Source organism: Halarcobacter sp. (assembly GCF_963675975.1).
Lineage (GTDB): Bacteria > Campylobacterota > Campylobacteria > Campylobacterales > Arcobacteraceae > Halarcobacter.
This window is the reverse complement of sequence record NZ_OY780939.1, coordinates 2,167,377-2,193,687: the sequence shown is the minus strand read 5'-3', so window position 1 is coordinate 2,193,687 and position 26,311 is coordinate 2,167,377. Positions and strand designations below refer to the sequence as shown.

The 26,311-nt window shown below is 27.3% G+C and carries 32 protein-coding genes; 18 read left to right on the top strand and 14 right to left on the bottom strand.

The window, feature by feature from the left end:
• The first annotated feature begins 107 nt into the window (after positions 1–107).
• The 10 genes from thiD (at position 108) to ACKU3H_RS10730 (ending at position 6,844) form a co-directional block, all read left to right on the top strand.
• Positions 108–878, top strand: coding sequence for a bifunctional hydroxymethylpyrimidine kinase/phosphomethylpyrimidine kinase (gene thiD, locus ACKU3H_RS10775; protein WP_320033862.1), 771 nt, complete (start codon positions 108–110; stop codon positions 876–878).
• Positions 879–1,499 carry a thiamine phosphate synthase gene (gene thiE / locus ACKU3H_RS10770; protein ID WP_320033861.1) on the top strand — a complete coding sequence of 207 codons (621 nt, stop codon included), beginning with the start codon at positions 879–881 and terminating at the stop codon, positions 1,497–1,499. It abuts the gene before it with no gap.
• Between the two features lie 4 nt (positions 1,500–1,503).
• The gene (locus ACKU3H_RS10765) at positions 1,504–1,866 is read left to right on the top strand and encodes a CbiX/SirB N-terminal domain-containing protein (RefSeq protein ID WP_320033860.1); all 363 of its coding nucleotides are present in this window, start codon (positions 1,504–1,506) and stop codon (positions 1,864–1,866) included.
• A 75-nt stretch (positions 1,867–1,941) separates the two neighbouring features.
• Positions 1,942–2,208 carry a hypothetical protein gene (locus tag ACKU3H_RS10760; protein WP_320033859.1) on the top strand — a complete coding sequence of 89 codons (267 nt, stop codon included), beginning with the start codon at positions 1,942–1,944 and terminating at the stop codon, positions 2,206–2,208.
• An 11-nt stretch (positions 2,209–2,219) separates the two neighbouring features.
• Positions 2,220–2,858 (top strand): pyridoxamine 5'-phosphate oxidase, encoded by a 639-nt coding sequence (gene pdxH, locus ACKU3H_RS10755; protein ID WP_320033858.1) that lies wholly within the window; start codon positions 2,220–2,222, stop codon positions 2,856–2,858.
• Between the two features lie 9 nt (positions 2,859–2,867).
• On the top strand, positions 2,868–3,932 hold the full coding sequence (locus tag ACKU3H_RS10750) for an EAL domain-containing protein (RefSeq protein WP_320033857.1): 1,065 nt from the start codon (positions 2,868–2,870) through the stop codon (positions 3,930–3,932).
• Positions 3,933–3,995: 63 nt separating this feature from the next.
• Positions 3,996–5,474, top strand: coding sequence for an AarF/UbiB family protein (locus ACKU3H_RS10745; RefSeq protein WP_320033856.1), 1,479 nt, complete (start codon positions 3,996–3,998; stop codon positions 5,472–5,474).
• Positions 5,471–5,716 carry a TIGR03643 family protein gene (locus ACKU3H_RS10740; RefSeq protein WP_320033855.1) on the top strand — a complete coding sequence of 82 codons (246 nt, stop codon included), beginning with the start codon at positions 5,471–5,473 and terminating at the stop codon, positions 5,714–5,716. Before ACKU3H_RS10745 ends, ACKU3H_RS10740 begins: the two co-directional genes overlap by 4 nt.
• Complete coding sequence (gene uvsE, locus ACKU3H_RS10735) at positions 5,716–6,585, top strand: UV DNA damage repair endonuclease UvsE (protein ID WP_320033854.1); 870 nt, start codon at positions 5,716–5,718, stop codon at positions 6,583–6,585. The genes ACKU3H_RS10740 and uvsE overlap by 1 nt, the downstream gene beginning before the upstream one ends.
• On the top strand, positions 6,578–6,844 hold the full coding sequence (locus ACKU3H_RS10730; RefSeq protein WP_320033853.1) for a hypothetical protein: 267 nt from the start codon (positions 6,578–6,580) through the stop codon (positions 6,842–6,844). The genes uvsE and ACKU3H_RS10730 overlap by 8 nt, the downstream gene beginning before the upstream one ends.
• 6 nt (positions 6,845–6,850) lie before the next feature.
• Here ACKU3H_RS10730 and ACKU3H_RS10725 read toward each other — a convergent pair whose 3' ends face one another.
• Entirely contained in the window at positions 6,851–7,264 is a 414-nt protein-coding gene (locus tag ACKU3H_RS10725) for a hypothetical protein (RefSeq protein ID WP_320033852.1), read from the bottom strand.
• Positions 7,265–7,367: 103 nt separating this feature from the next.
• On the opposite strand from ACKU3H_RS10725, the gene ACKU3H_RS10720 reads away from it, so the two are divergent.
• The 3 genes from ACKU3H_RS10720 to ACKU3H_RS10710 all read left to right on the top strand — a co-directional run bounded on the left by ACKU3H_RS10720 (position 7,368) and on the right by ACKU3H_RS10710 (position 9,913).
• Positions 7,368–8,612, top strand: a complete 1,245-nt coding sequence (locus tag ACKU3H_RS10720; RefSeq protein WP_320033851.1) for a putative DNA modification/repair radical SAM protein — start codon at positions 7,368–7,370, stop codon at positions 8,610–8,612.
• Positions 8,609–9,337 (top strand): TIGR03915 family putative DNA repair protein, encoded by a 729-nt coding sequence (locus ACKU3H_RS10715; protein WP_320033850.1) that lies wholly within the window; start codon positions 8,609–8,611, stop codon positions 9,335–9,337. The genes ACKU3H_RS10720 and ACKU3H_RS10715 overlap by 4 nt, the downstream gene beginning before the upstream one ends.
• A 63-nt stretch (positions 9,338–9,400) precedes the next feature.
• Positions 9,401–9,913 (top strand): lipocalin family protein, encoded by a 513-nt coding sequence (locus tag ACKU3H_RS10710; protein ID WP_320033849.1) that lies wholly within the window; start codon positions 9,401–9,403, stop codon positions 9,911–9,913.
• A gap of 362 nt (positions 9,914–10,275) precedes the next feature.
• On the opposite strand, the gene ACKU3H_RS10705 is transcribed toward ACKU3H_RS10710, so the two are convergent.
• The 4 genes from ACKU3H_RS10705 to ACKU3H_RS10690 form a co-directional block, all read right to left on the bottom strand.
• Positions 10,276–10,635 (bottom strand): DUF86 domain-containing protein, encoded by a 360-nt coding sequence (locus tag ACKU3H_RS10705; RefSeq protein ID WP_320033848.1) that lies wholly within the window; start codon positions 10,633–10,635, stop codon positions 10,276–10,278.
• Positions 10,628–10,924: a nucleotidyltransferase domain-containing protein gene (locus ACKU3H_RS10700; protein ID WP_320033847.1), complete on the bottom strand. Its 297-nt coding sequence runs from the start codon at positions 10,922–10,924 to the stop codon at positions 10,628–10,630. The genes ACKU3H_RS10705 and ACKU3H_RS10700 overlap by 8 nt, the downstream gene beginning before the upstream one ends.
• Positions 10,925–11,101: 177 nt before the next feature.
• Positions 11,102–11,974 carry a hypothetical protein gene (locus ACKU3H_RS10695; RefSeq protein ID WP_320033846.1) on the bottom strand — a complete coding sequence of 291 codons (873 nt, stop codon included), beginning with the start codon at positions 11,972–11,974 and terminating at the stop codon, positions 11,102–11,104.
• Between the two features lie 150 nt (positions 11,975–12,124).
• Positions 12,125–12,799, bottom strand: a complete 675-nt coding sequence (locus ACKU3H_RS10690; RefSeq protein WP_320033845.1) for a hypothetical protein — start codon at positions 12,797–12,799, stop codon at positions 12,125–12,127.
• Between the two features lie 274 nt (positions 12,800–13,073).
• Between ACKU3H_RS10690 and ACKU3H_RS10685 the strand changes: the two genes are divergently transcribed.
• Positions 13,074–14,036 (top strand): integron integrase, encoded by a 963-nt coding sequence (locus tag ACKU3H_RS10685; protein WP_320033844.1) that lies wholly within the window; start codon positions 13,074–13,076, stop codon positions 14,034–14,036.
• Positions 14,037–14,177: 141 nt separating this feature from the next.
• Here ACKU3H_RS10685 and ACKU3H_RS10680 read toward each other — a convergent pair whose 3' ends face one another.
• From ACKU3H_RS10680 to thiI, 3 genes are all read right to left on the bottom strand, one after another.
• Positions 14,178–15,377, bottom strand: coding sequence for an OmpA family protein (locus ACKU3H_RS10680; protein ID WP_320033843.1), 1,200 nt, complete (start codon positions 15,375–15,377; stop codon positions 14,178–14,180).
• On the bottom strand, positions 15,367–16,419 hold the full coding sequence (locus ACKU3H_RS10675) for a MotA/TolQ/ExbB proton channel family protein (protein ID WP_320033842.1): 1,053 nt from the start codon (positions 16,417–16,419) through the stop codon (positions 15,367–15,369). Before ACKU3H_RS10675 ends, ACKU3H_RS10680 begins: the two co-directional genes overlap by 11 nt.
• A 62-nt stretch (positions 16,420–16,481) precedes the next feature.
• The gene (gene thiI / locus ACKU3H_RS10670; RefSeq protein ID WP_320033841.1) at positions 16,482–17,942 is read right to left on the bottom strand and encodes a tRNA uracil 4-sulfurtransferase ThiI; all 1,461 of its coding nucleotides are present in this window, start codon (positions 17,940–17,942) and stop codon (positions 16,482–16,484) included.
• 157 nt (positions 17,943–18,099) lie between these two features.
• Between thiI and ACKU3H_RS10665 the strand changes: the two genes are divergently transcribed.
• Both ACKU3H_RS10665 and ACKU3H_RS10660 read left to right on the top strand, forming a co-directional pair.
• Positions 18,100–19,200 (top strand): MFS transporter, encoded by a 1,101-nt coding sequence (locus ACKU3H_RS10665; RefSeq protein ID WP_320033840.1) that lies wholly within the window; start codon positions 18,100–18,102, stop codon positions 19,198–19,200.
• Between the two features lie 43 nt (positions 19,201–19,243).
• Positions 19,244–20,164 carry a transporter gene (locus ACKU3H_RS10660; RefSeq protein WP_320033839.1) on the top strand — a complete coding sequence of 307 codons (921 nt, stop codon included), beginning with the start codon at positions 19,244–19,246 and terminating at the stop codon, positions 20,162–20,164.
• Here ACKU3H_RS10660 and ACKU3H_RS10655 read toward each other — a convergent pair.
• The 6 genes from ACKU3H_RS10655 to ACKU3H_RS10630 all read right to left on the bottom strand — a co-directional run bounded on the left by ACKU3H_RS10655 (position 20,158) and on the right by ACKU3H_RS10630 (position 24,890).
• On the bottom strand, positions 20,158–21,186 hold the full coding sequence (locus ACKU3H_RS10655) for an NADH:flavin oxidoreductase/NADH oxidase (protein ID WP_320033838.1): 1,029 nt from the start codon (positions 21,184–21,186) through the stop codon (positions 20,158–20,160). The genes ACKU3H_RS10660 and ACKU3H_RS10655 overlap by 7 nt on opposite strands.
• A 9-nt stretch (positions 21,187–21,195) precedes the next feature.
• On the bottom strand, positions 21,196–21,825 hold the full coding sequence (locus ACKU3H_RS10650) for an NAD(P)H-dependent oxidoreductase (RefSeq protein WP_320033837.1): 630 nt from the start codon (positions 21,823–21,825) through the stop codon (positions 21,196–21,198).
• Between the two features lie 15 nt (positions 21,826–21,840).
• Positions 21,841–22,134 carry a putative quinol monooxygenase gene (locus ACKU3H_RS10645; RefSeq protein WP_320033836.1) on the bottom strand — a complete coding sequence of 98 codons (294 nt, stop codon included), beginning with the start codon at positions 22,132–22,134 and terminating at the stop codon, positions 21,841–21,843.
• A 21-nt stretch (positions 22,135–22,155) separates the two neighbouring features.
• Positions 22,156–22,734: an NAD(P)H-dependent oxidoreductase gene (locus ACKU3H_RS10640; protein ID WP_320033835.1), complete on the bottom strand. Its 579-nt coding sequence runs from the start codon at positions 22,732–22,734 to the stop codon at positions 22,156–22,158.
• A gap of 12 nt (positions 22,735–22,746) precedes the next feature.
• Positions 22,747–23,901: an MFS transporter gene (locus ACKU3H_RS10635; protein WP_320033834.1), complete on the bottom strand. Its 1,155-nt coding sequence runs from the start codon at positions 23,899–23,901 to the stop codon at positions 22,747–22,749.
• 83 nt (positions 23,902–23,984) lie between these two features.
• Positions 23,985–24,890: a DMT family transporter gene (locus ACKU3H_RS10630; protein ID WP_320033833.1), complete on the bottom strand. Its 906-nt coding sequence runs from the start codon at positions 24,888–24,890 to the stop codon at positions 23,985–23,987.
• Between the two features lie 124 nt (positions 24,891–25,014).
• Here ACKU3H_RS10630 and ACKU3H_RS10625 point away from each other — a divergent pair, with 124 nt between their 5' ends.
• Positions 25,015–25,407: a helix-turn-helix domain-containing protein gene (locus ACKU3H_RS10625; protein ID WP_320033832.1), complete on the top strand. Its 393-nt coding sequence runs from the start codon at positions 25,015–25,017 to the stop codon at positions 25,405–25,407.
• A complete protein-coding gene (locus tag ACKU3H_RS10620) occupies positions 25,407–26,309 on the top strand; it encodes an AEC family transporter (protein ID WP_320033831.1) in 903 nt (300 codons plus the stop codon). Before ACKU3H_RS10625 ends, ACKU3H_RS10620 begins: the two co-directional genes overlap by 1 nt.
• The last annotated feature ends 2 nt before the right edge of the window (positions 26,310–26,311 follow it).

Sequence of the window (26,311 nt, the reverse complement as noted above, 5' to 3'; positions counted from 1 at the left end):
CTATATTTAAAAAAGTTAAAGAATTCTTTCTACTGACATTTTTTTACTACTAATTATAGCTTATGGTGTTACAATACAAATCTGACAACAAAACACAAGGATTGATTATGAACGTTGTTTTAACTATTGCAGGAAGTGATAGTAGTGGTGGTGCTGGTATACAAGCAGATTTAAAAACTTTTGAAGCTTTTGGAGTATTTGGATGTAGTGCACTTACAGTTTTGACTGCACAGAATACTACTGGTGTAACAAGTATTTCAGAAATCTCATTCTCTTTTGTAAAAGAACAAATTGAAGCTGTTTTAAAGGATTTTGATGTAAAAGCTATAAAAATTGGAATGCTTTTTTCAAATGAAATAATCGACACAGTTAGAGAAATCATTAAAGATTTAGATATTCCTATTATTTTTGACCCTGTTTTCATATCAAAAGCAGGCTCTAAACTTTTAAATGATGATGCAGTGGAAAATCTAAAAACACTTTTTGAATACTCTACAATAATAACACCAAATCTTTTTGAAGCAAAAGCTTTATTTGATTATGACACTTTAAATGAAGAATCTATAAAAAAAATACAAGAATTACCTTGTAGAGTTGTAATCAAAAACGATAAAGTTACTAAAGATGAAGAGGTATTGAGTTTAGATACTCTTTTTGAAAACAAAGAAAAAAGAGTTTTTTATACAAAACTTATTGATACAACAAATACACATGGAACTGGATGTAGTTTCTCAAGTGCTATTACTGCAAATATTGCACTTGGTAAAAGTATTGAAGAATCAATAAAAATATCAAAAGATTTTATATACAATGCTGTAAAAAATGCACCTAATATTGGTCATGGAATGGGACCTATTGCACATAAAAAAGGATTATAAATGTTAAATAAATTAAATGGATTATATGTAATTACAGACAACACATTAACACCAGAAAATACAATTTTAGAACAAGTAGAAAAAGCACTAATTGGTGGTGCAAAAATAGTACAATATAGAGATAAAGTAAACAAAGATGAAGATATAGAAAAGCTTGTATTAACTTTACAAAGTCTTTGTAGAAGATATAGAGCACTTTTTGTTTTAAACGACAGAATAGATTTAGCAATCAAACTACAATGTGATGGTTTACATGTAGGAAAAAGTGATTACCATAGAATAAAAGATATAAGAATACCGTTTTTAGGATACTTAGGAGTTTCTTGTTATGGGGATATTGAAACTGCTAAAAAAATGCAAGATTTAAGAGTTGATTATGTTGCATTTGGAGCATTTTTTTCCTCTTCTACTAAACCAAATGCAGATGTAGTAGATACAGATATTATAAAAAAAGCAAAAGAGCAACTTGATATTCCTGTATGTGCAATTGGTGGGATAACTACAGAAAATGTAGCAGATTTAACAAAAAACAATATTGATATGGTTGCAGTTATAAGTGATATCTGGAATAGTGAAGATATAACAAAAAAATGTGAAGAGTTTAAAAAACTATTAGGATAAAAGAATGAAAGCTTTGATTATGATTGCCCATGGAAGTAAAAAAGAGTTATCAAACAATGAATTTACTTCAATGGTAGATAATATTAAAAAAAGGGACAAAAACTACGATTTTGTTGAAGCATCTTTTTTAGAATTAGCTAATCCAAGTATTGAAGAGGTAACAAATAGTTTAATAAAAGAAGGTGTAAAAGAACTAAACTATTACCCTTTTTTCTTAAACTCTGGAAGACATGTGATTAGCGATATACCAGATATAATTGAAAAGTTAAAAAATGAAAATCCAAATTTAAAATTTAATCTGTTAAATCATTTTGGTAAATCTGATTTTATAGAAGATATTATATTAAAAGATATTGATCTTAAGTGATAAAGTTACATATTTTTAGTACAAAAAAGTGTTTTAAAGATATAAAATAAGAAATAAAATTAAAAAGGAGAAATCATGTTAAGAGAATTAATTCTTACAACAGTTGGTGCAGGTTCTTTATTGAGGGAAAAAATTGAGGATGAAGTAAAGATTCTTGAGAAAAAAGGCAAAATAAAAAAATCAGATGCCAAAGATTTCTTAAAAAGATTAGAAAAAAAAGGGAAACTTGAAGATAAAAAAATCAAAAAAGAGCTTCGAGGACATCTAAAAGAACTAATTAATGAATTAGGTTTAGTTACAAAGAAAGATTTGAAAAAGTTTAAAGAAGAGTTAGAAAAATAGTGGAGAATAATATGGCAGATTTGTCAAAAATGAGGCAAGAATACACTTCAAAGGGTTTGGAAATAGAGGATTTAGATAAAAATCCTTTCAAACAATTTGAAACTTGGTTTAATAATGCTTTAGAAGCAAAACTAATAGAACCAAATGCCTTTACACTAAGTACAGTTGGACTTGATTTGAAACCATCTCAAAGAACTGTTCTTCTTAAAATGTATGATAATACAGGATTTAGATTTTTTTCAAACTATAATAGTAAGAAATCAGAGCAAATAGAACAAAACCCTTATGTTTCAGCCCACTTTGCTTGGCTTGGTTTAGAAAGGCAAGTAAGAATAGAAGGGACTATAAAAAAAATCTCAAAGGGTGAGTCTTTGAAATATTTTTTATCTAGACCTAGGGGTAGTCAAATTGGAGCTTGGGTTTCCCACCAAAGTCAAGTGGTAAACTCAAGAACAGTTCTTGAAACAAAATTTGATGAGATGAGAAAAAAATTTGCAAAAGGGGAAGTTCCTTTTCCTTCTTTTTGGGGTGGATATGAGATTGTCCCAACATATTTTGAATTTTGGCAAGGTGGTTTAAACAGACTACATGATAGATTTGTTTATGAACTTATTGACAATAATTGGGAAATATATCGTTTAGAACCATAGGAGTAAATTATGGCTTGCAATAAATGTAATCAAAAATTTGGATTTTCAAATCTACCATCAAAAATCTATTTTATTAGTGAATATGATGAACTAATGTCTAAAAGTAGAATCTTTTTAATGAAACTAGGATTAGATGTTTATAAAGTGCACGATTTACACTATATAAAAACTGATAATACAAAAGATTTTTTTTATTCAAATATAGATGCCATAAAATCAAACTTTAATCAACTAGAAACAGAAGATATCAAACTTTTTATAGAATATGAAGATGTTGGTTTTTCTTATAAAACAGTTTTAAATGCAAAACCAATGCAAAGATTTTTAAATCTAATAGATGATAAAGATTTCTTTGATGTAATAAACAATGAATCCTTAACTTCACACTTTCAACCAATCATTGAATCTAAAAGTGATTCAATCTATGGTTATGAATGTTTAATTAGAGGTGTAAATCCTGATGGTTCGTTGATGTATCCAGATAAACTTTTTAAAAAATCAACAAGAAATGATATGAACTTTAATCTAGACAGACTTTGCAGAGAGAGTGCCTTAAAAACTGCTGCCACAAAGAAAATAGACAAAAAGATATTTATCAACTTTATACCAACAACAATATATGACCCAGAATTTTGTTTAAAATCAACAGTAAAGTGGGCAAAACAACTAGAGTTTGATCCATCAAATATAATCTTTGAAGTTGTTGAAACAGAAAATGTTAGAGATCAAAAGCATTTAAAAACCATATTAGAATATTATAGAAATGAGGGATTTAAAATCGCTTTAGATGATGTGGGAGAAGGTTATTCTGGCTTAAATAGAATTATTGATTTAAAACCTGATATTATCAAAATAGATAGAAATATTATACAAAATATAGATAGTGACGAACTAAAACTTTCGGTTTATAAAGCTTTATATAACTTATCAAAAGAGAATGGTATTGAGATATTAGCTGAAGGTATTGAAACAGCTTATGAGTTAGAAACAATAAAAGATATTGGTGTTGATTATATGCAAGGTTACTACTTCTCTAAACCAATGCCAGAGCCAATACGAAAGATAAAAGGATAAATTATCAAAAATTATTCACCATTTAGGGTATACAAAGTCTTTTTATTTTTATTAACAATCTATATGGTTATAAAAAAGAAAAATAGATTTTTAATTTTTAAACCTTTATCACCTAAAAGATTGAGAAAATATATCCTTGATTTGGGTGCAAGTTTTATCAAACTAGCCCAAGTATTAGCAACTAGAGCTGACTTTTTTTCAAAAGAGTATTTAGAAGAGTTAAAATCTTTGCATGACCAAATTCCTCCTATGAAAGAGAAAAGATTTAATGAAGTTTTTAATACAGCTTTTAAAGACAAAGATATATTTAAAGAGTTTGATAAAGAACCAATAGCTTCTGCTTCTATAGGACAAGTACATATTGCCTACTTACAAAATGATAAAAAAGTTGCAGTTAAATTAAGACGATATGGGATAAAAAAACAAGTATTAGCAGATATCAAAATAATCAATTTTTTTAATAAATTATTTAATCCCCTATTCTCTTCATATACCAAAAACTCCATTGATGCAGTTATCTCTGAGTTTTCTAAAATGATTGTTCAAGAGGTTAGTTTAAATCAAGAGTTACAAAACTTGAAAAATTTTAAAAAAGTGTATAAAAAAGAGAAAATTAGATTTCCAAAAGCTTACAGAAAATACTCTTGTGATGATGCTTTAGTTATGAGTTTTGAAGAGGGATTTAGATTTGATGATAAAGAAAATATCCTAAAACACAATATTGATTTTAAAAAAATCATCTCAAATTTAGTAAACTTTTACACAACACAAATGCTTATAAATGGATACTTTCATGCAGACCCACACCCTGGTAATCTTTTGGTTAATACTAAAGGGGAATTGATACTTTTAGATTTTGGTATGGTAAAAACAGTTCCAAATGAAAAAAGAGTTGCAATTATTGAACTTATAAAAGCAGCAAATGAACAAGACTATGAAACATATATTAGTGCAAGTAAAAGATTAGGAACAATAGCTTATGAAGCTCCAACTGCACAATTAGCAGAGTTCACTTCAAAAATGTTTGATATTTTTTCAAATGATAGTCTTGACAGTCAATCTATGCAAACCTTAGCTTTTGATGTTTTAGAAGGTACTAGAGATTTACCATTTAAACTTCCAAGTGATGCTATATATATTTTAAGAGTTAGTGCTATTATTGAAGGCTTGGGAACTACATATATTGAAAACTTTAATGGTGTAAAAGATATTTTGCCTTTACTTATTAAAAATATTCCAAAAGCAATTGGAGCAAAAGAATCTATAACTGAAACTATAATTGAAGAGTTTAAAGAGTTACCTTTTATTACAAAAGATTTTAAAACTATGATAAAAAAAGCTAGTGAAGGTACACTTGAAGTTGAAGTTTCAAAAAACCAAATGGAGTATATATTTAAAATCTCTAAAGAGTATATGAAAAGTAGTTTTATCTCTTTTGGTTTTATATTTGCTTCAATTTTTTATCTTCTTTATGGATTTGAGCCTAAAGAGGTTTCAATAGTTTTATTCCTTTTTGGATTTATAAGGTTGTTTTACAAATGAAAAATTTACATTTAACAAATGAAGAAAAATACAGAATAGTTGAGATGGCTTGGCAAGACAGAACAACTTTTGATGTAATAAAAACTCAATTTGATTTATCTGAAAATCAGATAAAAAATTTGATGAGAGAGTTTATATCTCCTAAAGCATATAAAAGATGGAGAAAAAGAGTACAAGGACGAATTACAAAACATAAAAAAAGGGTTGATTTTAAACCAATTAGATTTCAAGGACCATGGTAATGTATAGATTTGGATTATTTTGCTCATTAAGTGATAACTCTTTATCAACAAATAGAACAATAAATTTAAAAAATCTAAAATATGAAAATATTGAAAAAAAACTTCTTCAAAATGCTGAAGAGTTGGTTAAATTATTAGATTATTGTGAAGCTAAAGATTATAAGGTTTTTAGATTAGGAAATAGTTTTATCCCTTTTTTATCTCACAATCTTTTTGAAGATTCTTGGCTGGAAAGTATTAAATATATTTTAGAAGAAACAAAAGAAAAAATATTTAAATATAGTACAAGAATAACTATACATCCAGGACAATATACAGTTTTAAACTCACCAAATGAGATGGTTGTACAAAACTCTTTAAGGGAGTTAGAAAGAGTGTTTTGGCTTTTTGATCAATTAGGTATAAATAATGAAGGAACAGTTTTAATCCATGGTGGTGGAGTATATGGAGATAAAGCTTCAGCAATAGAAAGATTAATAAAAACAATAGAAGAAAACTCATGGCTAAAAAAACGATTGGCCTTAGAAAATGACGAGAAAATATATACTGCAAATGAGATATTAAATATTTGTAATTTTTGCTCTATTCCTATGGTTTTTGATATCTATCATCATAGTCTAAACCCAAGCAGTTTTGAAGCAAAAGATATATTAAAAACATGGGGAGAGAAAAGACCTAAAATTCATTTATCTTCTAAAGGTGAAGGAAGATTTGGGAAACATGGAGATGAGATATTCTTAAAAGATTTTATTGAACTAAAAAATATGTTTAAAGAAGATACTAAAGATATAGATATTATGGTTGAAGCAAAAAATAAAGAGTTTGCAATTGAAAAATTAAGAAATGAGATTTTAGAAAACAATGAATAATCAAAATAAAACTCTTTATGATATAAAAGAGGTAACAAAAGCTTGTGCTAGAGGTGAAACAGTAAGTTTTGCAATAACAAGTAAAAACAAATATTCCTTGTTTTTATTTACCTATTATCAGTATAAATACAACACCAACAAAGAGTTTAAACATATCTCTTACCAAAAACCAAAAGATTTACTTTTTTATTTTCTAAAACTAGTTTCTAAAATCTCTTTTGGATACTACAAACTAACGTATGATTATAAAATACATTAATTTAATCTATTTTTCTAAATGCTTTTCATGAATTAAATTATTCAACAATGACAAATCGTACCATACTTCTTCTTTTTGAGTAGGCTCTAATCTAGCGATTTTATCTGCAACTAAATTTATTTCTCTTGGTATCCAAGAGATTTGAATACTTAAATAAGTAGCAAGTTTTTTTAACTTTTTATCATTAACACTAGATAAACTATCATTCAAGATATGTGCATTTTCTAATTGATTTCTGTTAATATAATATAATGCATATAAAATTCCATATTTTTCTGCTTCATTAACATTATTAACATTCTCTTTTAATAATAGAGTGTATGTTAAATTAATTTCGGGATCATATAACCCAACTTTAAACTGATTTTCTTTACTTTTTGTAGCATCAGTATAAATTATTCTTCTTTTAGTATTTGCCATTAAAACTATTCCTTATATTTAATAATATTATACAAAATTTATTATAATATTGCAAACTGCAATAAAAACTAAAATACTAAAAATAAAAAGTTAAAATATCTGTATGAAAAAAGATATTTTTGAGAAGATGGAAATACTAGCAGACAGTGCTAAATATGATGTATCATGTAGTTCAAGTGGTAGCGATAACAACTATAAAACAGGACAAATTGGTGCAACACATAAAAGCGGTATCTGTCATACCTTTACAGCGGATGGAAGATGTGTATCGCTACTAAAAGTACTTTTGACAAATTTTTGCATTTATGATTGCGCTTATTGTATAAATAAAAAATCAAACGATATACCAAGAGCTGCATTTGCACCAAGGGAACTTGCTGATATTACTATTAATTTTTATAAAAGAAATTATATAGAAGGTTTATTTTTAAGTAGTGGTATTATAGATAGTGAAGACCACACTTCAAACTTGATTTTAAGAGCTTTGAAAATATTAAGACATGAATACCATTTTAATGGCTACATTCATGTAAAACTAATACCTGGAACTGATGAAAAGATTATAGAGCAAATAGTTGCTTTAGCAAATAGAGTTAGCTCAAATATTGAACTTCCTAGTGATAAATCTTTGAAACTTTTAGCTCCAAATAAATCAAGAGAAAGTGTCCTACAACCTTTAAAATATGCCAGAGATATTAGTTTAGAAAAAGATACAAAACCTATAGGAATGAGTACGCAACTAATAGTTGGAGCAACACCTGAGAGTGATAAAGATATCTTAAAACTAAGTTCTGTCTTATATGATAAAGCTCTTTTAAAAAGAGTTTATTATAGTGCTTATATTCCTATAAATGATGACAAAAATCTACCAGCTATAGTTACAAAACCTCCACTACTTAGAGAGCATAGACTTTATCAAGCTGATTGGCTTTTAAGATTTTATGATTTTTCTTGGGATGAGATAGTTGATGATAGAAATCCAAATCTTGATGAAGATGTAGACCCAAAAACATTTTGGGCTTTAAACAACTTACAATACTTTCCTATGGAGATAAACAAAGCTTCAAAAGATGAACTTCTTAGAATCCCTGGCATTGGAGTTAGAGGAGTGTTTAAAATACTTAAAGCTAGAAGATTTAAATCTTTAGATTTTGATGACTTAATAAAATTAAAAATCTCCCTAAAAAGAGCTAGGTATTTTATAACTTGTAAAGGCAAATACCAAAGAGAAGTTCCCTTAGAACAAGATAGAATAAAAACCGCCCTTTTAACATCTAAAATCAATACAAAAGTAAAGCAACCCTCACTTTTTGATTTACAATACTCTTCAATAACAGGTGAATTATGATACTAGTTTATGATGGAACTTTTGAAGGATTTTTAACTCTTGTTTATGAAGTATATTACCAAAAACTAAAACCACAAAATATACTAAAAGAGTTTCCAAATACTCTACTTCTTGATGAAATACTTGAGATAAAAACAGATATTGAAAAATCAAATAAAGTATTAACTGCTATAAAACAAAAGTTTGACAAAAAGAACTTTGATTTAATCTTTAATATCTTTATGTGTGATACAAAAGAGTTTGAGTTAACTCTTTTGCACTATATTATTATAGGTTTCAAGGACAAAAATGAACTTTTTAATATAAACAATAAAGAAGTTTTTTATTTACAAAACCTTGAAAAAGAACTATTTAGAAGTGTTCATAAAATGTATGGATTTACAAGGTTTGAAGAGTTAGAAGATAATACTTTATATGCAAAAATAGATACAAAACATAACCTTGTTTATTTTCTTGGTAAACACTTTTTTAAAAGACTAAACAATCAAAACTTTATAATACACGATTTAAAAAGAGAACTTGCATTTGTAAAATATGAGCAAAAAACTTCAATAGAAAAAGTAGTTGATTTTGAGCAACCTACACTTTCACTAAATGAAGAAAAATTTACAAAACTATGGAATAGATTTTTTAATGCAGTTACAATAGAATCAAGAGAAAATAAAAGATGCCAACAAAATTTTGTTCCTTTTATATATAGAACATATATGACAGAATTTTTATAAATAGACATTAAAATGATACTAAAAATCTTAAAAAAACTATAAAATAAAATAAAAAGGCAAAATATGAAATATATACTCCCTTTACTATTTGTTTTACTATTTTTAACAGGCTGTGCGAATAAAGACCCAAGAATACAAAGTGTTGATAACTTAGACCTACAAGAATATCTTGGTAAATGGTACGAAATAGCTAGATATGAACACTTTTTTGAAAAAAACTGTAAAAACGTAAGTGCCACATACTCTATCAATGAAAATAAAAATATCAAAGTTATAAATAGATGTGAAGATATAACAACAAATGAGAAAAAAGAAGCAATTGGTGAAGCTATAAAAGTTGATAATAAAAACTCAAAACTAAAGGTGACTTTCTTTTGGCCTTTTTATGGAGATTATTGGGTTATTATGTTAGCTAATGATTACTCTTATGCAGTTGTTAGTGAACCAACAAAAGAGTATTTATGGATACTTTCACGAACAAAATCTCTTCCAAAAAGTACCAAAGATATGATTTTAAAAAAATTAAAAGATTTAGACTTTGATACGTCTAAACTTATTTGGACAATTCAAGAGTAGTAATATTAGAGTGTTAAAATGTTGTGTCAATCTGATAAAATTTATTCTGAAAGATTAAGCAATTAATTAAACACTTGATTTAGTAGATACAATTGAACAAATAATAGCTGGTCCAAAAATAGATATTAAAGATGGAGTTTTAGCTCCTTTTAAAACTTATGACTTAAAGATTGATTTTTGTTGTTCAAAAAGTACTAAGGATTTGAGAGAATCTCTAAATTCTACTTCTTGAACACTTTTTGAACAAATTATATCTCTAAATAAAGGTTATAAAGCCAATAAGTTAGATTTTCTAATTGTTCCAAAAATTAGAAGTATTTGAACTAACGTTTGAATACACAGATAAGGTATCTTATTCGGTGCTAAGATTTGTTATCCAATTTACTCAGCATATCATTGATAGCTTTCTCAAATTCTTCAAAATCTTCATCTAATGTGTCCCATAAAACCTTATCATCTACTCCAAAATAGTGATGTGTTAAAACATCTCTCATTTTGGATATTTCACTCCATGGGATTTCAGGATATTCTTGCGTAAGTTCTTTTGGTATATTTTTTACAGCTTCTCCGATATTTTCAAAAGCTTTTGCTACGGCATATACTTTTTCAAGATTTTCCGTAAATTCATTGTATGTTATATTTTCAACAAATTTTTTAATATTTTTACATTCATTAGCTATATCTTCAACATATAGTTTATAGTCTCTATTGCTTTTAAACATAGCTTATATCCTTTTGGATATAACTTTTTACTTGTGGTTTTAATGTCTCATCTCTTACTAAATCAATTTTTTTATGAAAGAAATCTTCAAGTTGTTTAGTTAATTTGAGATATTTAAACATTGAGAGTTTTTTATCTTTTTCGATTTTATATAAAATATCTATATCGCTATTATCATTCGCCTCATCTCTCGCAAATGATCCAAATAGACCGATAAATTGTATTCCAAATTGATTATGATAGTATTCTTGATTTAATTTTAAATAATTTAAAATATCTTGTTTGTGCATTATTCTATCTCCTCAAGAGTTTCCAAAGCTACTTTTTTATTTTCATGCTATTTTAATTTTTATATTGTATCGAATTTAATTTCAGTAAATACTTTAGTGATTTTTTGGATAACGTTTGAGTTGAGAAATATTTGAGCCGCAGGGTCAAATATTTCTCTCCAAGGTTTTGTTATATGATCATACTGCAATATTAACCTTTATATCTGTTAGAAAACTAAATATATCTATTTTGATTAATGACTTAGCAATATTTGAGTTAATATTCTTTGGTATCATTTCTTCTTGCATCATATAGTATTGTTCTTGTAAATTTTGTATCTCATTGATTGTATTGTCAACTGTTTCGCTTAGAGTTAGTAAATATTCTCTATTATCATTATTCTGATTACTAGTTTTTTTTCTAAACATTTGAATCTGTTCTTGTATATTTATACCATCTATTTTTTCAGGTTTAGAATGTGCAATACCATATGTACCACCATTTTGAAAAGTATATTTTAAATGATTATGTAAAAATTTTGGTTGACAGAAGTTTGAGTTTTGTATAAAACTTTTATTTTTTACTGCATTCCAAAATTCTTGTTTTGTATGAAAAGTAGGACAAGCATATGTAACAATACCATTATTATTGACTTTATTTTCAAGTGTCATTAGTGTTTGTTGCTGATGTTCCATTATTGAATATCTATAATATGGGCTATTCCAAGATGACCATTCTGCTGAATTTTCTTTACTCATATATTCTGGTCTTTTATGTTGTATAAATATGTTAAATTTAAATGGTGGTAAATCTTGAACTTCATATTCTAAATCTTTCCACAATTCAATAGGCAGTTTAATTCCATTTGGTGCTTGTCTAAAATATTTATGATACCACTTATACATATGAGGATAATGTTTCCAGAATTTTGGATGTTTAGAAAATAATGCAGCATCAAAACCAAAAGTATTTTCAAGAACTTGTCCAGGTGGTAAAATTAGATTTTCACCCTGTAATAATTCTAGGTTAAGGTGTTGCTCATATTGCTTTTCTTCAAATTCTGCTTTCACTATTTTTCCTTATCATATAACGTTGGACTTGAGAAACAAGTGAATGAAACGACTTGAAACTCTTGTCTTTATATTTTATTTAATCGACACTTAAAAGCTCAAAAAACCGCAGTATTCACTTGTTTCTCTCCAAAGTTTTGTTAGGATAATTTAATCAAATTGTTGGTTTTGTGAAAACATTATATTAAAATCTTTACCTCTTGTAGTCGTTACCTTCATAACAAATATTTGCTGTTTTCCTTGTTCTATATTTGTTGGATATTCAATTATTTCTCCACCGCCTGTAAATACTGTTCGTTTAACTTTATTTCCATAGTAATCAATACCTTTACTAAATAAGTATGATTCTATTTTATGTGATAATACTTCTGTACCTATAGGATATTTATCTTTAATGTGGTTATAAATATCTGGAGTCAAAAAAATTGTAGTAAAGTATTTCATAGCTTTTGCTTCACCTGGTTGTAATGTCAAAGGAGTTGGAATACTTTTATCTTGATTATCTATAAAACTTGAAGAAACTTTTGAGTGCTCAAGTGGAAAATCTGGTGAAATTTGCATTGTTTTAATTTTTGATATAGTTACAGGTATTTTACCATTATTAACAATAAGACAATTCCATTTAAATGGAATTAATGCTGGATAAACATTTCCATAACCCTTTAGTATAGGAACTTTGTATCCAGAGTGATGACTAGAAAATTTGATTAATAAGTCTTCTTTGCTGTCATTCATATAAATGAGAGCTGATAATATCAAGGACAAACACGCTACTACAAATGCTCCAAGAGAAATCCAAATGCTTATTTTATCTTTTAATTCCATATTATTGCTATCCTAACTATTTATTAAACATACATTATGTACATTTATCATCTAAAATCCTTAATAAACCAACATCTATTATAATATGTTAAAAAGTACCAATTTTTGGTATATTCTATAAAATATTACAAAATATAATATTTTTAAATACTAAGTTTATTTTTTATTATAATTAATATGTATATTTTATATCTGAATATAGTTGATAATCATATAAAATGTATGGTTATTACATACAAACTTTAATAAATATACATTTTTTAAGGAGTGTATTATGGCTAAAAAACTACTAGAAATAATGAGAGATAGAATTAGATTTAAACATTACAGTATAAGTACAGAGAAAGTATATATTTATTGGTCTAAAAAATATATTCTTTACCACAATAAAAGGCATCCTAAAGATATGGGCAAAAATGAAATAGAGCACTTTTTGACTTATCTTGCCACTGAACTCAATGTCTCTCCTACAACCCAGAATCAAGCCTTTAATGCACTATTATTTTTATATGAACAAGTCTTAAATATATCATTAAAAGAACAAAATATTCAAGCGTTAAGAGCTAAAGAGAGAAAACATATTCCAGTAGTTTTAACTATAAATGAAGTCAAAAGTATCATATTAAATATGACGGGTATTTATCAACTAATGGTAAAACTTATGTACGGTTGTGGGTTGAGGATGAAAGAAGCACAAAATATCCGCATAAAAGATATTGACTTTGGATTTGATAAAATTTATATTTGGGATAGTAAATCACTTAAAGATAGAACTTTACCATTACCTTTAAAAATCAAAGAAGAGCTTAAAATTCAAGTACAAAAAGTAAAAGAAATACACCAAAAAGATTTAGAAAATGGATATGGAAGTGTATGTATACCTTACGCACTTGAGAGAAAATTTCCTAAAGCAAAATATGAAATCAAATGGCAATATATTTTTTCTATGAATAAAATATCAAAAGACCCAAGAACGGGTGAACAAAGACGTCATCATATTTTAGATGTGACTTTAAGTAGAAATATAAAAAATGCAGTAGAAAAATCAAATATAGATAAAAGAGTAACCTCTCATATTTTTAGACACTCTTACGCAACTCATTTACTTCAGAATGGTACAGATATAAGAAGTATTCAAGAACTTTTAGGACATAAATCTATAGAAACAACAATGATATATACTCATGTGGTAAAAGAATTAAATAAAGGTGATATTAAATCACCATTGGATTTTTAAATTTTATGAATAAATATTGATTGTTAAATTCTGATTCAAAACCTGTAGATTTTGGGTCAAATTAAAATTAGTAAGATTACTATGCTAAAATCCTAGAAACTACCAATTTTGACACAAAAAACTAAACAATCTCAGCAATATCTATTTTAAGATATTTGCTATCTCTTTAATAGCCTCTTCATTTTTAATATTTAATTTAATCTCTATTCTTCTTGAGGCTTCTTTATCCTCTTTTCCATCTTTGTCATAGATTAAATCTAAATATGACCTTCCACTTGCAACTACTAATTGTCTTAGTTTCTCTTTATTTTTAAAATCTAGTGAAAGTAGATAATCCATTACAGAAAAGGCTCTTTTTTGTGAAAGATCTAGATTATACAAAAAACCTCCAACAGAGTTTGTATGACCTTCTATTGCTATTGTATCAATATATTTATTTATCTCATCATTTTCTAAAATAGTTTGAAAGTAGTCATATATAGCATTTTTTAGAAACTTTTGAGAAGTTGGTTTTAGCTCTGATTTTCCTTCATCAAATAATACATTTGAAGATAAACTCAAGTTTCCACTCTTTGGGTCTATATTTATGTTTTTGCCTAATTTATCTTTTAATAGTGTTATTACTTTGATTTTTATACCAGTTAGGTTTTTGATTTTAGTTTTCGTTGTTTCTAACTCTTTTGCCAATATATCATGCTCTTCTTTTGTATTATCAAGTTTTGTTTGTATCACTATCATCTCATCTTCTAACTCTTGATTTTTCTTTTTAAACAACTCAACTAATTTACTAATCTCCAAGTTTTTAGAAACCATCTGTTCTAACTCTTCTTTTGATTTTGTTGAAAGTTTTTCAAACTCTTCATCTTTTAAAACTAAGGTTTGTTTTAAATCATTAAGTTTTAGTAACAACTCTTTTTTCTCTTTATCTAAACTATTTAATTTTTCTTCAATCTCTTTTTTTGATAATATTGATAACTCTAGTTTGTCTTTATTTTCTTCTAATAACTTTTGCTTCTCTTGTACTGTTAATTTTAATTGCTCGTTTTCTAATATTCTATCTTGTAATCTCTTCTCTAAATCATCTTTAGACTCTTTTGTATCTTTTAACTCCGAGATTATGTTTTTTAGTTTCATCTCTTTTTGTTCTAACTCTTTTTTGTTCTTTTCTAATGCAATTTTCTCTTTTTGTAAAGTTTTTTCTAGAAGATTACTTTCACTTTGAAGTAATGTATATTTAACAATAATAGCTCCAATCAAAAGAATAAATACAAATAGTAATCCTGCCATCAAATCAGCATAAGATATCCAAAAGTTTGTATTATTGTTGTTTTTATTTAGCATTTATTAAATCTTTACCTAATTCTTTTAAATCCTTTGATACAAGCTCAAAAGATGATAATACAGAATAAATCTCCGCTTTTGCAGCTTTATCATTTAGATTTTGTTTTTCTAAACTCTTTTCATATTCATCACTTATTTTTTTAATACTCTCTTCTATTTGTTCAAAACTTTCTAAAATATTTTCTTGCTTTTGTGAAGTTTTTTCAAACATTGATGAAAGATTTATATAGTTTGTTGATATTTTGTTTTCAATAGATAAAAAAGCTCTGTTTATTTCATCTAGATATTCTAATTTCTTTTTAACCAATTCATCCATTTTATATAAATAATCTGGTGTTAAAATCTCTTGAACTTTTTCTAACATTGTATTTTGATTACCTTGAGATAGTTTTAATAACTCAATCTCATCTTTACTCCAAATTTTATCTTTATATGAACTTTTTATACTATTAATCTCTGATTCTATTTTTGTTAAACCTCTTTTTTCAAAAAAGATCCACCAAATAGATAAAAATATCCCATAAATTGAAGCATAAAAAGCTGTACCAACACCACTTAAAAGTAGCGTAATCTCATTTTCTAAAGCTTGTTTTGAATCTACTGTAAAATCTGGCATTGAAATAGCAATTGCTGTAAAAGTTCCCAATATACCTAAAGTTGGGAAAATAGATGAAGCAACATTAGCAAAATTATCATTTCGTAAACCTACTAAAAACTTTTCAAAATAATCATCTAAAGATGCATATGATTTAGTTTGTCCATTAAATGTTATCTCTCTTTGGTTTAAATAAGAATCCAAATCATCATTAGTTTCTAATATTTTATTTCTAAAAAGAGCAAAAGAATACCAAGCATTGTGTGAGATAAAAAACATGAAAATAAAAAAGATTAAAAAAATTATTACAAGTGAGTGAATCTCAACTTTTAAAGGTATTATTTGTAAAAAACCTAAAAGAACAAATATAAATAAAAAAATAGGTAAAGACAAAATCACCATAAATCTAGGTGAATTATTCATTTTCTGATTGTTTAAAGTGGGCATATTTTCCTCCATAAATTATTAATAAAAATACTCTAAAAAGGAAAATAAAGCAGTTTAATAGATTATGGTCTATAAACCCTTATATTTTTGTACCCTTTAGAGTCTATAAGATATTGTGCATGTAATTGACTTAAAATCCCTTTATCACAGTAAAAAAGATACTCTTTATCTTGTGGAAGTTTTTCAAACTCTGATTTTAGTTTATAAAATGGAATCTTTAAGGTTTCACAAGATGTTTCAATACAATCATCATTTTGCCGAATATCTATTACTGTATAGTTACCATTTGAGATATCATTTATAACTTCTACTTCACCAATATCATTTACATCAGCAACTATCTCATCTACATTGATTTGTACAGCATTTTCTACTGCTTTATCTAAAACTTCATAATTAAACTTTTTAGCTTCTTTTTCCATTCTGTCAAAAGAACCATGAGTTACAGGATTTTGTGAAATAACACCACAATATTCAGGCATAGCTTCAGCAAATTTTCTTGTACCAATCTCATTTGCTATGTCTATAATCTGTGGTTTATTCATAGTAGAAAGTGGTCTTAATACAAGTTTATTTGTAACTTGGTCAATTAAAGCAAGATTTCTTAATGTTTGACTTGAAACTTGAGCAACACTCTCCCCTGTTAATAATGCATCGATACCTAAATTGTTTGCAACTTTTTCAGAAGCCATAAGCATTAATCTTTTTAAGGTAACTCCCATATATGATTGTGAAGTTGAATTAAATATCTCTGTAACAACATCCTCAAAAGGAACAGAAGTAAAAGTAACTCTATGTGAAGAACCAAATTTATTCCAAAGATAAAAAGCTACTTGTTTTACACCTATCTCATGGGCAACACCACCAAGATTAAAAAATATAAAGTGTGTTTTAACTCCCCTTTTCATAGTAAGGTAACTAGCAACTGTAGAATCAAAACCACCAGACATCAAAGATAAAATATCTCCTTGTGTTCCTAAAGGAAAACCTGAAGTACCTTGATATTTATTTGTGATAATGTTTAATTGTTTATGTACCAACTCAACATTTATTTTAACTTCTGGATTTCTTAACTCAACTTTACTTGAAGGATTGTTTGCAAGCATATAACCACCAACTGTTCTTTCTATATCAGTTGATTTAAACTCTTGTTGTCCTGTTCTTTTTGCTCTTACAACAAATGTTTTATTTTGAATAACATGAGACATCTTTTCATTTATAATTACTTTCATCTCATCTAATGTTGTTACATTATCAATTTGTATTGCTTCAAGAACAACCTCTATACCTGATGTTTCTAATAACTTTTGTCTAACTTCAACAACAACCTCTATAGGACAAACAACTTCTATTTTGTCAAAAAGTTTTTTATACTCAATCTCTTCTGATATTCTTCCTAAAATCTTTTTTAAATTTCCAAAAAGCTGGTCAATCATTTGTCTTTTTGCTTTTGTTCCTTTAATCATAATTTCTGGAAAATATTTAACAATAAATTTTTGAGTTTTAACTTCTGATTCAATCATATAACGCACATACCTTTTCATAAATAAGGCGAATTATAGCATAAGAAATAAAATAACTTATAAAAGATATTCAGGTAAAATAAAATTTACAAAGCTCTAAGGAATTAATATCAAAAAAAGTGCCATAATCACATTACTATTTTTATCTATGACAACTATGATGTCAAATGTTGCTATTATTACAGCTTTACCTAGACTACAAAACTATTTTTCAAATGTTGAAAATATCGAGTTTTATTCAAGACTAATTTTAACTTTACCTTCACTTGTAATTGCCTTTTTAGCACCCTTTATAGGACATCTAATTTTTAAATTTGGTAAAAAGAGATCTGCAATTATTGCATTACTTATTTTTGCTATTGCTGGAAGTGCTGGTTTATATTTAGAAACAATAAAAGAGTTTCTTATATCAAGGGCAGTTTTTGGTATAGCCGTATCTACACTAATGATAGTTTCAACTTCACTAGTTGGAGACTATTTCAAAGATGAACAAAGACATAAATTTATGGGTTATCAAAGTGCATTTATTGCAATTGGTGGTGTGTTTTTTGTTTTTGGAGGTGGATTTTTATCAGATATAAATTGGAGATTACCTTTTGGTATTTATTTAATAGGTTTAATTCTTTTACCAATGGCTTTGTTTTTTCTTTATGAAGTTCCTAAAAAAATTGAGACCCAAACAGATATACAAATCACTTTTCCTAAAAAACTCTTAGGTATATATATTCTAGGATTTTTTTATATGTTAATATTTTTTATTTTGCCAACACAAATGCCTTTTTTAATAATTGATCATTTTGGTGGCAATGGTAAAATGGCTGGTTCTATAATATCTCTTGCATTTTTATCAAATGCTTTAGGTGCAATTACCTTTTCAAAATTAAAGAAAAAATATAATTTTTCAACCATCTATCTTATAGGTTTAAGTATTGTTGCTTGTGGATTTACAGGAGTTGGATTTGTAAATAATATTTATCTTTTTTATATAACTGCACCAATTTTAGGATTTGGTGGTGGTGTTATGATGACAAATATCACTGCATGGATGTTAAGTTGTACTACTTTTGAAAAAAGGGTAAAAGCCTCAGGATATCTTACTGGTTCTTTATTTTTAGGTCAGTTCTTTTCACCAATTGCTTTTCATCCTTTTGTTGTATATTTAGGAGTTCAACATTTTTTTATGTTTATTGGATGTTGTTTGGTAACGATTATACTTTTTAGTTTACTATTTTTAAAATATAAAGCTAACAATACATAATTTATACATATTTGTTTATTATAATCGATACTTAGGAGTATATATGACAGTTTTTTTAACACTTTTAGGAAAAATAATCCCTTTATATCTTAGTATTATTTTAGGTACTTTTAGTACTGCAATTTTAAAGTGTGATAAAGAAACAGTTGCAAAAATTTTACTTTTTTTACTTGCTCCACTAATTATATTTAATGCAACGGTAAATGTTAAACTAGATTTATCTGTTATATTTTTGCCCACATATTTTTTCTTGCTTAGTACTGTTTTAGCCTTTACTATTTTATATTTTGCAAAAAAAATATATAAAGATAATACAGCAAATCTATTAGCCTTTAGTACAGCTACAGGAAACACAGGAAACCTTGGAATTCCATTAGCAATCATCTTTTTAGAGCCACACCTTGTGGATGTTTTTATTTTTACAGTTTTAGCTTCACTTTTATATCAAAACTCTGTTGGATATTATATAACAGCAAAAGGAAACTTTTCTACAATGCAAAGTATAAAGAAAGTTCTTAAATTGCCTGTTTTACACGCTTTTATTTTAGGACTTATTGTAAACCTAAATGATATACAAATACCTCAAATGTTTGCAGATTATTCTGCATATCTAAAGGGGGCCTATGCAATTTTAGGGATGATGCTTTTAGGAATGGGTTTAGAGAAAGTTAAAAGTGATAATAGTATTGATGTAAAATTTATCTCTTTATCTTTGTTTATTAAATTTATTATTTGGCCACTTACAACTATTATATTTATGATTATAGATAAAACATTTTTTAACTTTTTAAATGATGGATTTTATTTAGTTATGTTTATCTTTTCAATAGTTCCATTAGCAGGAAATACAGTAACAGTGGCAACTATTTTGGATGTCAAACCACAAAAGATGTCTATTACTGTATTTATTTCAACATTGGTATCTTTATTTTACATACCTTTTATGTTGTATCTATTTCAATAAGCTCTTTGGTAAGATTTATCTATTAGATAACTTTCATTGAACTCTTTTGCACCTTCAAAGATAAGATTAGGATTTCTAAGTAAAGCCCTACCATATGCAATAAAATCGCATGAATTCTCTTCTAATAACAATTCGCCCTGCTTTGGTGTTGTGATTAATCCCACAGCAATTACAGGTATGTTTATATTAGATTTAATCTTTTTTGCGTACTCACATTGATATAAAGGAACAAGTTTTGGCATTAAATCTGGTTCTTTTTGATTTCCACCTGCTGAAACATGGATTGAATCAACTCCTACTTTTTCTAATTCTTTAGATAAATAGATTGAATCTTCAATATCCCAACCGCCTGTTTGCCATTCGCTAGCAGAGATTCTAACTATTAAAGGCAAAGATAGTTTTTCTTTTAACAACTTGGCAATTTCAAGAGTAAGTCTACATCTATTTTTTAAACTTCCACCATAGATATCATCTCTTTTATTTGTTAAAGGTGATAGAAATTCACAAAGCAAATATCCATGAGCAGCATGAAGTTCTAAAACATCATAACCTACTTCTTTTGCTCTTTTTCCTGCTTTTAAAAAACTATTTTTTATTTGATTTATCTCTTCTATAGTAAGTGTTTGAGGTATTTTAAAAGGTTCACTTATATCAAAAGCGATAGATGAAGGAGCAACGGGAATTGAAGATTTTACTATACTTTTTCTTCCTGCATGGGCTAGTTGAATTCCTATTTTTGAATCAAAACTATGTACACTATCAACTAAATTTTTATGACTTTGTTTTTGAGAATCATCCCAAATCCCCAAGTCATTACTAGAGATTCTTCCTTTAGGTTCAACGGCAGTTGCTTCAACAATAATTAGTCCAACACCACCAATTGCCCTAGCTGTATAATGAAAAGAGTGAAAAGGCTTAAGCTCTCCACTCTCATCACTTTTATACATACACATAGGAGCCATTATAACTTTATTTTTTAGTTGGCAAGTTCCAATATTGCCACTACTTAAAAGTTTACTCATATAAACTCCTTATTTGATATATTCTACAACACCCTCTAGTTTTTCTCTTTGTTGTTCAGATTGAGGATTAATTCTATATCCAAAAGGAAGTACTAATGATAATTGATATTTTGTTGTATCTAATCCTAAAATCTCTTCAACTTTTTCTTTTTCAAAACCTTCAATAGGACAAGAATCTATACCTTTTACAGCAGCAGCTGTCATCATATTTCCTGCTGCAATATATGTTTGTCTTGCAGTCCATGAATAAACATTTTCATCACTACTTAAAGTATCAGCTAAATGATTTGCATATAAATTTAAATAAAAATCATATTTTTCTTCTGGCATTTCACGTCTTCCAAATTTTTTTCTAGGAACACCAGATTCAGGTTTAACAGCATCAATTGCAGCTAAAATAATCACTAAGTGAGAGCATGAAGTCATTTGTACTTGATCCCAACAAGCTGGTCTTAGTTTTGCTTTTAATTCTTCATTTGTAATAACTAAAAACTTCCAAGGTTCCATACCAAAAGATGAAGGAGACTTTCTACCTGCTTCTAAAATATATGTAATATCTTCTTCTGAAATCTTTTTTGTTTCATCAAATACTTTACAAGCATGTCTAAAATCCATTGCTTCCATAAATGTTTTTTCCATGTTTATCCTTTTTATTTATTTAACTTGTTCTAACTTTTGAACATTCATACTTTCAATTTTACCCTCAATAAAGTCAGTAAATTTTTTAAAGTGCTCTTTTTGTGAATGAAGTTTTAAAAACTCAATATTTTCCCAAACTTCAATAAAAGTAAAAGAGTTATCTTTTTCTAAATCTTTATGAAATTTGTAAGATATACACCCCTCATCTAATTCATTTGTTTTTTTATGAAGCTCAACTAATACCTCATAAACTTCTGAAACAAACTCTTTTTTGATTTGAATATTCGCAACTACTGTTATATTATCCAATAATTATCCTTTAATATATTATTATGAAAAGTTTTTAGTTAAAATTGACTCAAGTCTATCTAACTCTTTATTTAAATCTAAATCACCTTTAAAAATATCATGAACAGAAAATGTTTCTGTTGGTTTTAATCCACAAAACTGGAAGATTTTATGATCAGCAATATTTGCTTCATCTAAAGATAAACCATCAAAATATCCATCTTTATTGTCAAATTCTGTTGTTGGGCAGTTATATGTTAAAGAGATCATATATTTACCATCTAGTAATCCACCGCTACCATATTTTTTTGAGGCATCATCTCTACTTCGTCCATCACTAGCATAATGTGCACCTTGTGTTAATACTTCATCTAAATATTTTTTAGCTTTCCAAGGCATACCCATCCAATAAACAGGATGTTGAAAAAATACCACATCAGCTTCTTGAAGTTTTTTACTCTCTTCTTCTATATTATACTCTTTATCAACAGTAGCTTCTAAAACTTCATATCCATTTTTTATAAAAAACTCTTTTGCTCTATTAATAATACTTTGAGTTAAATTACCCACTGCAACATTATCATAGTATTGATGTCCATTTAAAATTAAAGCTTTTTTCATAATTTTTCCTTTTTATTTTTGTAATTTATATCCAATTGTAATCAAAATCAATGATAAAGATACAATTATTGCAGATATCCATGTTGTTTGAAGCAAACCTATGTTTGCAACTACAGCACCACCAACAGATGACCATAAAGCAATACCAACATTAAAAGCACTGATATTAAACCCAGAAGCCACATCCACTGCATGGGGTTCATTTGTTGTTGCTATTTTCACAACATTTGCCTGTAAAGCTGGACTTGTTGCAAATGCAAAAATCCTCCACAAAAAAAGTATAAATATAGTTATCCTTTGATTATGAGCAAAAAAACTAAGTGAAAGAAGTGTTAAACTTAAAGCTGCAAAAAAAGCAAATAATACTTTATCTACTCCAAACTTGTCAGCAAATTTACCACCAAAATAGTTACCAACTATTGTTGCTGCTCCAAAAGCTAATAAAATTAATGAAATAATAGTTGATTTAAAATTTGTAATATTTTCTAAAATAGGTACTAAAAAAGTAAATGCAATAAAGGGACCACCGAAACCAAATATTGTAATTAAATAAGCAATAAGAAGTTTAGGGTTTGCCAAGATTTTCATTTGATTAAAGAATTTGTCAGGGGTTGTTACTTTTATATTATTAGGCAATAAAAAAATTATACTAATAAATGCAATTGTACCTAAAAGGGAAATAATAAAAAAAGTATTTCTCCAACCAAATTCTTGGCCAATATATGTTCCTAGTGGAACCCCTAATACCATTGCTACAGTTAAACCTCCAAACATAACAGCAATTGCACTTGCTGCTTTCTCTTTAGAAACTAAACCTGTAGCAATAGTTGCTCCAATAGAAAAGAATAATCCATGTGTTAGACCTGTTATAGTTCTTGCTAATAATAATGTTGTAAAATTAGGAGAAAGTGCAGAAACTATGTGACCTAAAGAAAAAACAACCATTGCCATTATTAAAACTGCTTTCTTATTATATTTACTAGACAAGGCTGTTAAAATTGGGGCTCCAATAGCTACTCCAACTGCATACATTGTAACTAACAATCCTGTTGAGGGAACAGAGATTAAGAGGTCGTTAGAAATTGTTGGTACTAATCCAACTGTTACAAATTCAGTTGTTCCTATTGCAAATGCACTAAGAGTAAGAGCAATTAAAGCTATTGGCATAATTATCCTTTTCATATCTTGAGAGAAATTATAACACTATAAACTTAAAATACTCTTACTTTACTTTAGGTAAGTAAGGGTATTTAATTTTTTTTAATATTTGCTCTAAATCTTTTTTTAGTATTAAATAAAATAACTGCTACAAATGACAATAAACACCCAATTATTGTCGATAACATAATCCTCTCATCATATACAATCCAACTAGATACAATTGCCCCAATTGGAACAATAAACATAAATACACCAGCTTGATGTGCCCCTAAATGACTTGCAGAAATAAAAAATAAAGTCATACTAAAAGTACCTGAGAAAAGTCCAATAAAAAGTATATTCCACCAAAATATAGAGTCTAAACTTGCAAAATCAAAAGGATGATATGGCATTGCAAAAATCATATTTACAAAACTAGTTATTCCAAATACTATTAAAGTATATAACATAGGGTTTGCTCTTGAAGATGCTTTTTGAGCTAAAATTGTAACAACAGCCCATACAAGTGCACATAATAAAAAATATGAACTATTTATATTTAGAAAACCTAATCCATCCATTGGAATTCGTAATAGTATAATAGCTCCAAAAAATCCAACCGATAAAGCAACAACTTGTCTGCTATTTACTTTTGTTCCTAAAATTAATATTGACATTACATAAGTTAGTAGTGGAACCAATGAAGTTACTATTGTTCCTCCATATCCTGCTTCACCATGTGATAAACCAACAAAAAACAGATAATTAAATGCTGCACTTAAAAGTCCAGCTAATATCATATATATAATTCCTACTTTATCTGTTTTAAGAGAGGTTTTTAAATAAAATACAACAGGAATAATACTAATAAATGAGATGAAATATCTCCAAAAAGCTGCAACTTGAGGGCTTGAGTGTTCCATTGTGACTTTTCCTGAAGTCCATGCTATTCCCCAAAAAATCATAGCTATAATCATTCCTATAAAATATTTTGTTTTATTTTCTGTTTTGTTCAAACTCTTCCTTTTAAAATTTTGTGAATTATATATCTTACAAACTTAAAATACTCTTGCTTTACTTTTGGTAAGTTATGGAATTTTATAGTATTTATGTTATAATCAAATTTGAAAAGGATTTATTATGTATTATGTAAATGATAAAGAGTATAAATGTTCAGTTGCAATTACTCTTGATATCTTTAATGACAGATGGAAACTATCAATTATTTGGCAACTACTTGCAGGAGAAAAAAGATTTAAAGAACTGCATGAAAACATTTCAGAAATTACTCAAAAAACTTTAACAGTTAAATTAAAAGAATTAGAAGAAAAAAATATTATAAACAGGGAAGTTTTTCCTGAAGTTCCACCAAAAGTTGTATATTCTTTAACAAAAAGTGGTGAAAAATTAAAACCAGTTTTAAAAGAGATGTACGAATGGGGAATCTCTTATGCAAACGAACATGGTAAAATGACTGACGAAAAAGAGTGTTGTGAATTAAAAATCTCAGAAAAAGCAGGATTTCACTCTTAATGGAAAACTTTATACTTATTCTATTGTGTATAGCAATAGGATATGGGATTAGAAGATTACATATTTTTTCAAAAGATGCTGCTACAACCCTAAATCAATTTGCTATTTATATCTCGCTTCCAGCAATGATTTTGCTTCAAATTCCAAAACTTAGTTTTTCTATGGATGCTTTAATACCTATAATTATAGCTTGGTTAGTTATGACTATTACAGCTATACTGATATTATACTTATGTAAGTTTTTTAGTTTTTCTAAAGAGATTACTGGATCATTATTATTAGTAGCAATTTTAACAAACTCTTCATTTATGGGTATTCCAATTATAAATGCTTATATAGGTGAAAGTGCTTTACCTTATGTCCTTATATATGATCAATTGGGAACTTTTATTGCTTTAGCAATATATGGAACCTTTATTGCTTCATATTATTCTAGTAAAACTGAAATTAGTTTTAAAATTATTGTTTATAAAGTATTAACATTCCCACCATTTTTATCATTAGTTGTCGCCCTATTTTTAATGGGTGTAGAATTTAATGAAACTATTACAAAAGTTTTAAGCTCTCTTGCTTCAACTATAGTACCAATTGCTTTAGTTGCAGTTGGACTACAACTTCAATTTAAACTTCCAAGAAGTGAAATCAAGCCTTTTAGTGTTGCTTTAATTGTAAAACTTGTAATTGCTCCATTAATTGCATTTGGAATATGTATACTTTTTTCTTGGGATAATCAAGCTTCAATTGTTTCTATACTTGAAGCAGGAATGGCTCCAATGATTACAGCTGGTGCTATTGCTTCTATGGCAGGATTAGCTCCAAGACTTAGTTCTGCAATTGTTGGTTATGGAATTTTAATCTCTTTTCCAACAACTTATATAATATTTAAAATGTTAAGTTTTTAATT